At 47.0% G+C, this 13582-nt stretch carries 11 protein-coding genes and 1 other annotated feature; of the genes, 4 read left to right on the top strand and 7 right to left on the bottom strand.

All coding sequences use genetic code 11. The features are described from left to right. Window positions 1-89 precede the first annotated feature (89 nt). Complete coding sequence (locus tag ACVA6Q_RS22505) at window positions 90-1919, top strand: M4 family metallopeptidase (RefSeq protein ID WP_446648987.1); 1830 nt, start codon at window positions 90-92, stop codon at window positions 1917-1919. Between the two features lie 91 nt (window positions 1920-2010). Here the strand turns inward: ACVA6Q_RS22505 and ACVA6Q_RS22500 are convergent, their stop codons facing one another. The 7 genes from ACVA6Q_RS22500 to ACVA6Q_RS22470 all read right to left on the bottom strand — a co-directional run bounded on the left by ACVA6Q_RS22500 (window position 2011) and on the right by ACVA6Q_RS22470 (window position 10346). Beyond that, a complete protein-coding gene (locus tag ACVA6Q_RS22500; protein WP_446648986.1) occupies window positions 2011-3249 on the bottom strand; it encodes a dicarboxylate/amino acid:cation symporter in 1239 nt (412 codons plus the stop codon). Between the two features lie 341 nt (window positions 3250-3590). Beyond that, the gene (gene trpA, locus ACVA6Q_RS22495) at window positions 3591-4409 is read right to left on the bottom strand and encodes a tryptophan synthase subunit alpha (RefSeq protein WP_446648985.1); all 819 of its coding nucleotides are present in this window, start codon (window positions 4407-4409) and stop codon (window positions 3591-3593) included. Then, complete coding sequence (gene trpB, locus ACVA6Q_RS22490; RefSeq protein WP_353496495.1) at window positions 4409-5599, bottom strand: tryptophan synthase subunit beta; 1191 nt, start codon at window positions 5597-5599, stop codon at window positions 4409-4411. Before trpB ends, trpA begins: the two co-directional genes overlap by 1 nt. A gap of 120 nt (window positions 5600-5719) precedes the next feature. Beyond that, window positions 5720-7084, bottom strand: a complete 1365-nt coding sequence (gene trpCF / locus ACVA6Q_RS22485) for a bifunctional indole-3-glycerol-phosphate synthase TrpC/phosphoribosylanthranilate isomerase TrpF (RefSeq protein WP_446648984.1) — start codon at window positions 7082-7084, stop codon at window positions 5720-5722. A 25-nt stretch (window positions 7085-7109) separates the two neighbouring features. Further along, complete coding sequence (gene trpD / locus ACVA6Q_RS22480) at window positions 7110-8111, bottom strand: anthranilate phosphoribosyltransferase (RefSeq protein WP_446648983.1); 1002 nt, start codon at window positions 8109-8111, stop codon at window positions 7110-7112. A 28-nt stretch (window positions 8112-8139) separates the two neighbouring features. Beyond that, window positions 8140-8775, bottom strand: a complete 636-nt coding sequence (locus ACVA6Q_RS22475) for an aminodeoxychorismate/anthranilate synthase component II (RefSeq protein WP_446648982.1) — start codon at window positions 8773-8775, stop codon at window positions 8140-8142. A gap of 5 nt (window positions 8776-8780) precedes the next feature. Then, window positions 8781-10346 carry an anthranilate synthase component 1 gene (locus tag ACVA6Q_RS22470; protein WP_446648981.1) on the bottom strand — a complete coding sequence of 522 codons (1566 nt, stop codon included), beginning with the start codon at window positions 10344-10346 and terminating at the stop codon, window positions 8781-8783. A gap of 164 nt (window positions 10347-10510) precedes the next feature. Continuing rightward, window positions 10511-10613: a sequence feature (Trp leader region), on the bottom strand. Window positions 10614-10749: 136 nt separating this feature from the next. Here ACVA6Q_RS22470 and rnm point away from each other — a divergent pair. The 3 genes from rnm to rluB all read left to right on the top strand — a co-directional run bounded on the left by rnm (window position 10750) and on the right by rluB (window position 13499). Then, the gene (rnm, locus tag ACVA6Q_RS22465; protein WP_446648980.1) at window positions 10750-11646 is read left to right on the top strand and encodes an RNase RNM; all 897 of its coding nucleotides are present in this window, start codon (window positions 10750-10752) and stop codon (window positions 11644-11646) included. A gap of 158 nt (window positions 11647-11804) precedes the next feature. Next, the gene (locus ACVA6Q_RS22460) at window positions 11805-12425 is read left to right on the top strand and encodes an L-threonylcarbamoyladenylate synthase (protein WP_446648979.1); all 621 of its coding nucleotides are present in this window, start codon (window positions 11805-11807) and stop codon (window positions 12423-12425) included. 138 nt (window positions 12426-12563) lie between these two features. Continuing rightward, entirely contained in the window at window positions 12564-13499 is a 936-nt protein-coding gene (rluB, locus tag ACVA6Q_RS22455) for a 23S rRNA pseudouridine(2605) synthase RluB (protein ID WP_353496488.1), read from the top strand. The last annotated feature ends 83 nt before the right edge of the window (window positions 13500-13582 follow it).

Raw genomic sequence — 13582 nt, 5'->3', positions numbered from 1 at the left:
GTTGCATATGTTTTTACTTTCAATCGAACCTGTAGTAACCGATTGAATTATAAGTACTAATAATATCAATAACATTCAAGGAATACAGAATGAATCATGTAACACGTCAAGCTAGGTGGCTCATTGGAACCTCTACCGCTGTTATGGCGCTATCCGTCAACGCCGCAGAGTTTGTCGAGATGACAGATGCAACCAAGGCACAAGCGCTTATCGACGCGCAGTTTAGTATCGCTCCTCAAGCAGATGCTTATACCGAAGTAAAGCGAGTAACGCTGCCTAATGGGAAGACTAAGGTAAAATATCAGCAGCTATATCAAGGGCTACCTGTCTATGATGCGACGATCACCTCAACCAAAGGAGAGCAGGGGATTTCTGAGGTTTATGGGGTGATGGCGCAAGGTCTAGCCAGTGATCTACCTGTAGTGAAACCGAATATATCTAGCGATGAAGCGCTGCAACTTGCAGAGCGTCATCACTTTAGTCTTCACCCGTCATTTGTTGATACGAAACCAGAGGTCGAGAACCGAAAATCGAAGTTGATGGTTCGCGTTGGTGAAGACCAAGTGGCACGCATGGTTTACCTAGTGGACTTTTTTGTCGCTGGCGATGAACCAGAAAGGCCGTTTATGTTTGTGGATGCAGAATCTGGTGACATTCTTGAGTCTTGGGATGGAATAAACCATGCGATGGCGACAGGGCCAGGCGGCAATGAGAAAACGGGTGCGTACTATTTTGGTCAGGACTTTCCTTCTATTTTGATGAGTAAGTCGGGGAATACCTGCACCATGTCGAACAGCAATGTTAAGACAGTCAACCTTAATGGCAGTACGTCAGGGTCTTCAGCGTTTAGCTATACCTGCAACGATTCAACCAACTATAACGACTACAAAACCGTGAACGGTGCTTATTCACCGATTAATGATGCGCAATATTTCGGTAATGTAGTGTTTGATATGTTCAAAGATTGGATGCAGACCGCACCACTCACGTTTCAGTTAACCATGCGTGTCCACTATGGTAACAACTATGAAAATGCCTTTTGGAACGGATCGTCAATGACTTTCGGTGACGGGCAAAACACCTTTTACCCTTTGGTTGATATTAACGTGAGTGCTCACGAGGTGAGCCATGGTTTTACTGAGCAAAACTCAGGATTGGTATACAAAAACATGTCTGGCGGTATGAACGAAGCTTATTCAGATATTGCCGGTGAAGCTGCAGAATACTACATGCGTGGCAGCGTCGATTGGCTGGTGGGCGCGGATATCTTTAAAGGAAATGGTGGATTGCGCTACTTTGATCAGCCATCGAAAGATGGCAAGAGTATCGATAATGCCTCGCAGTATTACGACGGGCTGAATGTGCATTACTCAAGCGGTGTGTTCAATCGTGCGTTCTACTTGCTAAGCACTAAGTACAATTGGGACATTAAGTCAGGTTTTCAGGTGTTTACACTAGCAAACCAAATGTACTGGGGAGCGAATAGTACTTTTGACCAAGGTGGCTGTGGTGTAGCGAAGGCTGCGGACGATCTGTCATTTAAACGCAGTGATGTCGTGAATGCGTTTGCGGAGGTTGGGGTGGATGCGAGTTGTGGCACTACGACGCCGACTCCTGGTAATGAACTGGTAATGGGTCAGCCGGTTACTGAGCTAAGTGGCAGCTACAACAGCACGGACTATTACACTTTTAGTGTCGATACGGACAAAATGGTGACGGTAGCGATCACGGGTGGTACTGGTGATGCGGATCTGTATGTGAAGAAAGGCGCGAAACCGACGACTTCCGATTTTGATTGTCGACCATACCGTGACGGCAACGTAGAGTCTTGCTCGGTAAGTGCGGTAGCAAATACCACTTATCATGTGATGCTGCGAGGTTACCGTGCTTACTCAAACGTGACGTTGTCGCTCAACTAGCAGCGGGTACTAGGTAAGTTTTTACACAGGACATAATAAAAAACGGGTTGTCCCTAAAGGTGACAACCCGTTTTGGTATTGAGTGTTAATACTAGGCTTGCTGTTTCTCAAGCTGTGCTTCTTGCTCAGCTTCTTCTTCAACCAATGCATCAACGATAACCGCACACGCAGCATCACCTGTGATGTTTAGTGCAGTACGAATCATGTCGAAGATACGGTCAAGAGCAAACAGAAGTGGTAGACCTTCGATTGGAATACCCGCAGCTAGCAGAACGGCTACAACAAGGAATGATGGACCAGGGACACCAGCTTGGCCAACTGCGCCCAATGTTGATGTCACGATGATCGCAATGTAAGCGCCCATTGAAAGGTCAATGTTGAACAGCTGCGCAAAGAAGATTGCCACTAGGCCGTAGTAGATAGCGTTACCAGACATGTTGATTGTCGCACCTAGCGGCAGAACAAACGATGCGGTTGAGTTCTTAACGCCAAGCTCTTTTTCTACAGTGTCCATTGTAACTGGTAGTGTTGCCATTGACGAAGCCGTTGATAGTGCAACAGCTTGCGGCTTTTTCATCGCGCTGATGAACTTCTTCGCTGATGTCTTTGTGAACAACTGAATCATCAGTGGGTAGCCAACGAAACCAAAGATTAGGATAGCAGCGATGTAGACAACGAACAGCTTAAACACAACCATAAGTGCGCCAAAGCCGAATGTACCTACAGCCTCAGCCATAAGACCAAATACACCGATTGGTGCGATGACCATTACCTTGTTGATCATCCAAACCATGACGTCAACGATCGCGTTTACACCGTTAAGTAGTGGGTCGCGGCGAGTAGATTCTAGCTTAGATAGACCGATGCCGAAGAACAGACAGAACACAAGGATCTGAAGGATGTTTGCTTCATTTAGCGACTGGAAAACGTTGGTTGGGATCATACCAGTGACGGTAGCCCAGAAAGTGGGTAGTTCACCTTTTGAAGCGTACTCAGCTGAGAACATGCCTTCGATACCCGCTGTATCGATGTTCACACCTGGTTGGAATACTTCGCCCATGATCAGAGCAAGTGCGACTGCAAGTGCTGATGTTAGACCGAAGTAAGCGAGCGTTGTTACGCCAACTTTACCTGCATTGCTGCTGTTGCCAAGACCGGCTGCACCTGAGATCAAAGCAACTGCAACCAGTGGGATCACTAACATCTTGATTAGATTAATGAAGATAGTACCCAGTGGAGCAAACATAGAAGCAGATTCACCCATCATGGCACCGATAAAGGTACCGAGGATCATTGCAATCACAACTTGGACGCCAATGTTATTTAGCATCAACTTTTCTTTTAACACTTCCTTAACTCCTGTGCTGATTATTTATCAAATCCTAGTGTAGTCTTCTATTTGAACGGTAAATATCAGACTAATCGTCGACGGCAATTTTTACACTTATTTAGCACTTTGCGCAACAGCAGAAACCGAAATCATGAGAAAAAGCGCGAAAAAACCGAATAAATGGTGAACGAATACCCGAAAGCAAACGTTTGCTATTGGTTTTGAGAATGATTAGCGGTTGAATTCTTTATTGGGCAATGACTTTGACGGAGGTGGGTAGAACGAAATGTAAAAAAAAGGTTGCACTGGAAGTGCAACCTATCAGGGGAGGATTTAGCTGATTAACGCTGAGTAGCGGCCTTCATAGATTTAACAAACTGAGACAGTTCGCTAAGCATGGTTTCTGGCGCATCAAGATTTTTCTCGATGATTTTTACCACAGCAGAGCCGGAAATTGCACCTGCTGCACCCGCATCCAATGCCTGTTTCACTTGCTCTGGCTCAGAAATGCCAAATCCAAGCAGTGATGGTGGAGCATCGTATTTATTGAGTTTGTCTAGCTGAGTGTTCATCGGCATGTTCGCTTTAGTCTCAGTGCCTGTAACACCGGAGCGAGAAAGCAGATAAGTATAACCGCCACCAAGTTTCGCCACTTGCTCGATCGTTTCTTCGCTTGCCGTTGGCGGAGCGATGAAGATTGGGTGTACGCCGTGCTTATGTGCGGCTTCGACAAACTCTTTGCTCTCGTTAGTCGGAACGTCAGCGATAAGCACTGAATCCACGCCTACATCTGCACATTGCTTGTAAAACGTATCAACACCTTTGGAATAAACGAGGTTGGCATACATTAGCAAGCCGATTGGCGTCTCTGGGTGCTTTTCACGAATCTTAGCTAGCATATCGAAGCAGATAGTTGGCGTTGTTTTCGCGTCCAATGCACGGATGTTTGCGCCTTGGATCGTTGGGCCGTCTGCCTGCGGATCTGAGAATGGCATACCTAGCTCTAATGCGTCGGCACCAGACTCAATCAAGGTTTCCATAATTTGCAGTGACAATTCTGGGCTAGGATCGCCCATAGTAACGAAAGGTACGAATGCGCCTTGGTTCTTCTCGCCTAGGCGAGTGAACATCTCTTTATAACGATCTTGATTCAGGCTCATTACATTACTCCTTTGTCTTTCAAAATATCGTGTACAGTAAAGATATCTTTGTCACCGCGACCTGATAGGTTGACGACAAGTAGTTGTTCTTTTTCTGGGTTCTCACGAGCCATCTTAAGTGCGTAAGCTAGGGCGTGAGAAGATTCTAGCGCAGGGATAATACCCTCATGCTTCGCTAGCTCTTGGAATGCATCCAATGCTTCATCATCGGTAATCGCACCATATTCAGCACGACCTGTCGCATTTAGGTGGGCGTGTTGAGGACCCACCGATGGGAAGTCTAGACCTGCAGATACTGAGTACGACTCTTCAATTTGGCCATTTGGATCTTGCATCAGTGGTGCTTTCATTCCGAAGAAGATACCTGTAGTACCATGCTTTAGTGGTGCACCATGCTGGTCAGTATCGATGCCTAGACCTGCTGGCTCAACACCAATCAGGCGTACCGATTCTTCTTCGATAAAGTCTGCGAACATGCCGATAGCGTTAGAGCCTCCACCAACACAAGCAATCACGGCGTCTGGCAGTTTGCCTTCACGAGCCAATACTTGGTTTTTGGTCTCTTCACCAATCATGCGCTGGAACTCACGTACGATGGTTGGGAATGGGTGAGGACCCGCCGCAGTACCAAGTAGGTAGTGCGCGTCTTCATAGCTTGCTGACCAGTCACGTAGCGCTTCGTTACATGCATCTTTCAGTGTTGAAGAGCCTGAGTGAACAGGAATCACTTCTGCACCCATTAGACGCATACGGAACACGTTCGGGCTTTGACGCTCAACGTCTTTTGCACCCATGTAAACACGGCACTTAAGGTCAAGTAGGGCACACGCGAGTGCGGTTGCTACGCCGTGCTGACCTGCGCCTGTTTCTGCGATGATTTCTTTTTTGCCCATGCGCTTAGCAAGCAGTGCTTGACCAAGTACTTGGTTAGTTTTGTGCGCGCCACCGTGAAGGAGATCTTCACGTTTCAGGTACAGTTTGGTTTTAGTACCTTTTGTTAGGTTGCGGGTAAGTGTTAGCGCGGTTGGACGGCCTGCGTATTCTTGCAGTAGCTCCATGAACTCAGATTGAAACTCTGGGTCTTCTTGAGCGTCGATAAAAGCTTGCTCTAGTTGATCCAGTGCTGGCACCAAGATCTGTGGTACGAATTGTCCACCGTATTCGCCAAAGTAGGCATCTAATTTAGACATGGTTAATTCCTCAATAGTCAACTTGCTCGAGTACTCGCGTTGTCTTTGCTCTCGAGCAAGTTTTAATAATTCTTAGTTGTTTGCAGAGCGTTACTATTCTCTAAGTTACTATTCTCTAAGTTAATAATCTCTAATTAGCGCAAACGCTTGATTCAGTTTTTTTGCGTCTTTCTTGCCCGGTGCTGACTCAACTCCTGAATTTAAGTCTAGTCCGATGCAGCCAAGTGTACTGGCTTGCTTAACATTGTCTGGAGATAGACCGCCGGCCAACATCACATCGTTGGTATCGTTCAACAGTTGCCAGTCAAAGCGTTGACCCGTACCGCCTGATTGCTCGCCGACTTTGGCGTCTAACAGGTGACGGTCTACTTTGATGGCCGTTAAATCAGGGATGGCATCGATCACGCCGTGTGCTTTCCAGATTTTTACGTCATCGCTTAGAAGAGGGGTTAATGTATCCACATAAGCTTGGTCTTCGTCACCGTGAAGTTGAACCGCTGATAGTTTTAGTTGGTTAGCTGTGTTGGCAACAAACTCGACATTGTGGTTTTGGAAGACGCCAACAAACTCAAGAGGCGCACCACTCATTACCATGCGAGCTGACTCAACATCAACGTAACGAGGAGATTTTTCAACAAAGATCAGGCCGCCTTTTACCGCACCAGCTTGATAAGCTTTTGCAGCATCATCGGCATGAGTGAGACCACATACTTTGTTTTCACCTAACAGCACTTTACGTACTGCAAGTTCAAGGTTGTCTTCCGCCATTAGCGAGCTACCAATGAGGAAACCATTCGCATAGTGGCAAAGGTCACGAACCTGTTGGTGGTTGTAGATACCAGACTCAGAAATGATGATGGTGCCTTCCGGCAGTTTCGGTGCCAATTCTTTGGTGCGATCTAGGTTAACCGAAAGGTCACGAAGGTTGCGGTTGTTGATACCTACTACCTTTGCACCAAGCGCAATTGCGCGTTCTAGCTCTTCTTCGTTGCTCACTTCGGTCAAAATCCCTAGTTCAAGAGACTCCGCGACTTCTGCTAGCTCACGGTATTCGTCATCATTCAGCACTGACAGCATGAGCAAGATAGCATCTGCGTTGTAATGACGAGCTAAATACACTTGATAGGTATCTATCATGAAATCTTTACACAGTACTGGCTGCTTAACTTGGCGGCGTACCTGTGGAAGGAAGTCGAAGTTGCCTTGGAAGTACTTTTCATCAGTCAGTACAGAAATTGCACTAGCGTGGTTGTTGTAGACCGAGGCGATGTAGTCGAGGTCAAAGTCATCACGGATCAAACCTTTCGATGGTGACGCCTTTTTGCACTCTAAAATAAACGCCGTTTTGCCTGTCGACAGCGCGCCATAGAAGCTGCGGTCTGATGGAACAAGATCCGCTTTAAAGCTCTCTAGTGGCTGAGTTTGCTTACGCTCCTCAACCCAAATTTTCTTATCATCGACGATTTTTGCTAATACTGTTTCCATTGTCTTTTCCTGTTGATTCGCCGAGTTACTTGCCGTGTGCCGCCAGCTTTTGAACCAGCTCGTAAGCTTTACCTGAGTTCATTGCATCAATGGCTTGCGCTGCATTGGCTTTGAGGTCTTCGTGACCAAATAATTTCATAAGAAGCGCGACGTTTACCGCAACAGCGCCTAACTGCGCGTCCGTTCCTTTACCGGTTAGCATATTAGTGATGATGGCGCGGTTTTCTTCTGGCTCACCACCTTTGATAGTTTCGAGTGGGTAAGACTCTAAACCGAAATCTGCAGGTGTTAGCGTGTATTCGGTGATCTTGCCGTCTTGAATTTCAGCAACCAGAGTTTCACCGTGAATAGCGACTTCATCTAAGCCACTGCCGTGAACAACGGCTGCACGCTTCATACCCATTTGTAACATGGTTTCCGCAATAGGACGAACCAGTTTTGCATCATATACGCCCATCAGTTCGATGTTAGGGCGCGCTGGGTTAATGAGCGGACCAAGGATGTTGAAGATGGTGCGAGTTTTCATGGTTTGGCGTACTGGCATCGCATGGCGAACGCCGCCGTGATACTGAGGTGCAAACAGGAAAGCGACGCCTATTTCATCGACTGCGCTGCGAGTGTCTTCAGCTGACATCGCCAGATCGATACCAAATGAATCAAGAAGATCCGAAGAGCCAGATTTGCTTGATACGCCACGGTTACCGTGTTTTGCGACTTTAAGACCGCACGCCGCCGCCACAAATGCCGCTGTGGTTGAGATGTTGATGGTGTTGGCACCGTCGCCACCTGTGCCCACGATATCAGCAAAGTCGTAATCAGGACGAGGGAATGGGTTCGCATTGGCAAGCAGTGCTTTGGCTGCACCTGCGATCTCGTCCGGCGTTTCGCCTTTGATTTTGAGTGCTGTTAGAGCAGCTGACATCAGGATTGGATCGAGCTCACCTTTGATAATAGTGTCAAACAACGACTGGCTCTCTTCTTGAGTGAGATCCAGTTGGTCGTAAAGTTTGTTGATGATATTTTCCATAATTACGATTCCTTAGTTGTTTGAGTTCTTAAGCAGATTTTGTTTCGACAGACTGTTCAGTCGCCCATGCGATGGCATTGCTAAGCAGTGTCGCGCCATATGTTGTCATAATTGATTCTGGGTGAAACTGAAAGCCACAGATACGATCTTGTTCATTCGCCACTGACATTACTAGACCATCAACCTGTGCGGTTACTTCCAATGAGTCAGGCACTTTCGTTGCCACTAGTGAGTGATAACGCGCAATGGCTAGCGGTGAAGGTAAACCTTGGTAGATAGTGTGATTGTCATGCGCCATCATCGACACTTTGCCGTGAATAATTTCGCCTGCGCCAGCAACGACACCGCCATAGGCTTCAACGATCGCTTGATGACCAAGACAAATACCGATCATTGGCACTTTGCCACGCAATGTTTTAATCAGCTCTGGCATACAGCCCGCGTCGGAAGGTGCCCCAGGCCCAGGAGAGAGTACGACGACAGGGTTCTCTAGATCTAATACCGCTTTGGCAATTTTTTCCGCAGCGATATGGTTACGATAAATTTTTACGCTGTGGCCTAGGCTTCGGAATTGATCCACCAGGTTGTAGGTAAACGAGTCAAAGTTATCGACAAAAACGATATTAGCGAGTTCGTTGCTTACTGACTTTGGATTGTTAGACATCGTGATTACCCCTTGTGCGCCGTTTTGATTGCTGAAATGACGGCTTGCGCCTTACCACGAGTTTCATCCGCTTCAGATTGAGGGTCAGAGTCGAACACGACGCCAGCACCTGCTTGAACTTGAGCAATACCGTCTTCAACATACGCTGAGCGGATTACGATACAGGTATCTAAATCACCGGCGCCGTTCATGTAACCAACTGCTCCGCCGTAGCTGCCGCGAGTTTGACCTTCAAATTGACGAATCAACTGCATAGCACGAATCTTAGGTGCGCCAGTTAGCGTCCCCATGTTCATACACGCTTGGTAGCCGTGAAGCGCATCTAGGTCACCACGAAGCTGGCCGACGACGCGAGATACTAAGTGCATCACGTGACTATAACGGTCGGTTTTCAAAAGATCTGCCACATGGCGAGAGCCAGGCTCAGCAATGCGAGCCACGTCATTACGTGCTAGGTCAACCAGCATCATGTGCTCCGCGTTTTCTTTCATGTCGCTACGCAGTTCAAGTTCGATGCGGCTATCGAGATCTTTGTTGATGCTGCCATCTGGATTTTTACCGCGACGGCGCGTACCGGCGATCGGGTAGATCTCAATTTGGTTAGAATCTTTTCCGTACTTCAGTGCACTTTCCGGAGACGCACCGAACAGAGTAAACAGCTCATCTTGCATGTAGAACATATAAGGGCTTGGGTTGCTTTGCTTGAGCTCTTTGTATGCAGCAAGTGGAGAAGGGCACGGTAGGGTAAAGCGGCGAGAAGGAACCACTTGGAAAATATCGCCGCGAACCACGTATTCTTTAAGGTCGCGAACAATTTGGCAGAAGTCTTCGTCTGAAATACTCACGTCTTCTTCAATGCCAGCGACTTTGGTTGCCGCGGGTACCATCTTAAGGTTTTTGCATTGCTGGCTAATCTCTGTGATTCGACCGCGAATACGAGCAAGCTCAGCATCATCGTGGTTAAACAGTGTTGTTTGTAAATCACAAGATTCTTTCTGATGGTCTACAATCAGCAGGCTTTCAGCGACATAGAATACAAAGTCTGGGCATTGATTCGCTTTGTCAGCATCACCAAGTGGTTCAAAGTTTGCCACGATGTCATAGGCAAACAGACCGCCCATGAAAATCGCGTTTTTATCAAGACCCGTTAGGTCAAAGCTGTGCTGAACCAGACGCAGCGCATCAAACGATGACGCCTCACGAAGGCGAGAGTCTTCATCAAGTGTGTCGTCTGGCATTTCGAACTGAACGATAAGTTCGCTATCGGTCACTGTGCGTTCGATATCGTCAGTAAGGTTTTGGGCGATAACGCGTAGCAGGTTCACACCGTTATTGGTTAGCGCTTCGTAGCGTACTTTGTGTCCTTCACAGACAATACGAACCGCAGAGTCAACGATGAGTAGGCTCTGTAAGTCTTGTTTTGAGTCAATTTCAGCAGACTCAAGTAGCAGACTATCGGTTTTGTTTTCACACAAGGTGTGAAACAGTCTGGTTGGGTCTTGTGCGTACGGCACTTGGAGAGAAAGTACTTCCAATCGACCCTGTTTATTGATGCTAATGGCTTTATTCACAAAAGCTCCTTTTAATCTTGAATCTGCTGTTGCAACAATCTTGGTACACCGAGTGTTCACTGGGTTATAGTCGCACAATTAAAACGTTTGCCCAACGTTCAATGTTCCCAAATTGTTGCTAAAATAATCGTTTAAATTGAATTCTTTGTCAGATGAATCGAAAAACAAAAAAGCCCACTCAGTTGAGTGGGCTTTAATCAAGTTTAGGTTTGATTATGCACGCAAAAAAGCCCACTCGGATTGTGTCCAAGTGCGCCACCAACCTACTAGAGCGTTAACCCTACGGTTTAAAGGTTTTTTGAATAGTTGAATATCGAGTAACATACGTGCCTAATCTCAAAATCTGTATCTGCGTACTAGTTAACTAGTTCGCGCTGTAAAAGTCAACCGAAAATGTGAAAAAATGAAGATAGATTTACACAGTCACACTACCGCCTCTGATGGCCGATTATCGGTTGCTGATCTTTTGGAAAGAGCCATAAGCTTTGACGTGAAAGTATTGGCGATTACCGACCACGATACCTTAGATGCATTGCCTGTCGCTCATCAGTTAATTGAAGAGCAATCTTTGCCAATTGAGTTGGTGAACGGCATCGAGATTTCGACGGTTTGGCAGAATAAAGATATTCATATTGTCGGGCTTGGCGTAGGCATTGACTCCCCAGAGTTAAATACGTTGATTCGAGCTCAGCAAGCAAGAAGAGTTGAACGCTCGGAGCTCATCGCTCATCGATTAGAAAAAGCGACTCGCGAAGGTTTGCTTGAGGAAGTAAAAGCGATCGCGGGTGATGCGCCGATAACACGCGCTCATTTCGCCAAATGGCTGGTAGACAATGGCTACGCAAAAAACATGCAGCAAGTGTTCAAGAAGTTCATGACTCGTAATAACACCGGCTACGTGCCGCCAAACTGGTGCACGATGTCCGAAGCGGTGGACGCGATTCATCAAGCGGGTGGGGTAGCTGTGCTGGCACATCCTGGTCGTTACCAGCTAACGGCTAAATGGCTGAAGCGTCTACTGACGGCATTTGTTGAAGCGAATGGTGATGCAATGGAAGTCGCTCAGCCACAACAAAGTCAACAAGAAAGGCGCAACCTCGCGGATTATGCGATACAATACAATCTATTAGCTTCACAAGGGTCAGATTTCCACTATCCTTCTCCTTGGATGGAGTTAGGTAGAAACCTATGGCTACCTTCGGGGGTTGAGCCTGTATGGGATCGCCTACCATTAAAAACAGCAACTTCGCTGACGACCACTACAATTGAGAGTGGTACTGAAGATGGTGAAAAAGAATAACGAAGCCGACAGTTTTAGACCTTGAACCACGTTGACCTTGAAATAAGCATCTTCACCGCACTTTCTTTTGATTCAATATTGTATTAAAGCGACAGCTCTTGAAGTCGAACGACAGGGAAGGTCGTGCCGAGAGCGTCCTTAAGTTTGAAGGAATAACAATGAGCCAATTTTTTTATGTACACCCAGACAACCCGCAGGCACGCTTGATCACTCAAGCGGTAGCTATTATTCGTAACGGCGGTGTCATTATTTATCCCACCGATTCTGGTTATGCACTGGGGTGTCAGCTAGAAAATAAACAAGCGCTGGAGCGCATTTGCCAGATCCGTCGTCTTGATGACAAACATAACTTCACCTTGTTGTGCCGTGATTTGTCTGAGCTATCACTTTATGCACGTGTAGATAATACTGCATTCCGCTTGCTAAAGAACAATACGCCTGGACCTTACACTTTTATCTTCAAAGGCACTAAAGAAGTCCCTCGCCGTTTGATGAATCCAAAGCGTAAAACTATCGGTATTCGTGTTCCAAACAACCAAATTGCCCTAGATTTACTTGAAGCGCTGGGTGAGCCGTTGATGTCAACGTCTCTGATTTTGCCAGGTAACGAAGTAACAGAATCGGATCCGGAAGATATTCGCGACAAGCTAGAGCATGCGGTCGATTGTATCTTGAATGGTGGTTATTTGGGTGAGCAGCCAACGACTGTGATTGACTTTAGTGATGACGAAGCCAAAGTTCTGCGTATTGGTGCGGGTGACCCTGAACCGTTCGAGTAGAGTTTTGAATGTTTTCTTACTAAATTTATGAAGAAACTTGGTGCGTGAACCAGGTTTCTTTGCGATAATACGCGACCGCGATTTTAGGTCGCATTATCTGGTTTCGACGTCTGTGAAGACGACATTATAGGTAGGTAAATGAGCGAAAAATTACAAAAAGTGCTTGCTCGCGCAGGCCACGGTTCTCGTCGTGAACTTGAAACCCTGATTAAGACAGGGCGCGTGAGTGTGAATGGTCAGGTAGCAAGACTGGGCGAACGTCTGGAAGACGAAAATGCGGTCATCCGTATCGATGGTCATACTGTTTCTGCCAAAGCACAAGAAGAAGTGGTTTGTCGAGTTCTGGCCTATTACAAGCCAGAAGGTGAGCTATGTACACGTCACGACCCTGAAGGTCGTCGTACTGTATTCGATCGTTTGCCGAAAATCCGCGGTTCCCGCTGGATTTCTGTCGGCCGTCTTGATGCTAACACATCAGGTCTACTTCTGTTCACGACGGATGGTGAGCTAGCTAACCGCCTAATGCACCCAAGCCGCCAAGTTGAGCGTGAATACCTAGTTCGCGTTTTCGGTGACGTGGACGAGAAAAAAGTTCGCAACGTGGTAAACGGTGTCGAGCTTGAAGACGGAATGGCACGTTTCGAAGACGTGGTGTACGCAGGTGGTGAAGGTATGAACCACACCTTCTACGTTGTTATCAACGAAGGCCGTAACCGCGAAGTTCGTCGTCTTTGGGAATCTCAAGAGACCACAGTAAGCCGTCTGAAACGTGTTCGCTATGGTGACATCTACCTAGATAAGAAACTGCCTCGTGGTGGTTGGATGGAGCTAACTCTTAAAGAAGTAAACTACCTACGTGAGCTAGTTGAACTTCGTCCAGAGAAAGAGACCATGCTCGATCAGCAAGGTCAAAATACCTCTCGTCAACGTGAGCGTTCTCGCAGCCAGAAAATCCGTCGTGCAGTACGTCGCCACGAAGAGCGTGCAAATGCACCAAAAGGTCGTAGCAACCAACAGCGTCGCAACAAAAAGTCTTCTGGTGAGCAGGGCTCACGTAATAAGACGCGCCGTTAATCACGACATTTCTCGAATGCTAAAAAACCAGCGTAAGCTGGTTTTTTTATGTCTGGCGTTTAGTCCCTTTTTATCGCGAAGGG

Source organism: Vibrio sp. DNB22_10_4 (genome assembly GCF_052879755.1).
Note: the sequence above shows the minus strand (reverse complement) of the source record. Positions and strands in the feature narration are given on the sequence as shown.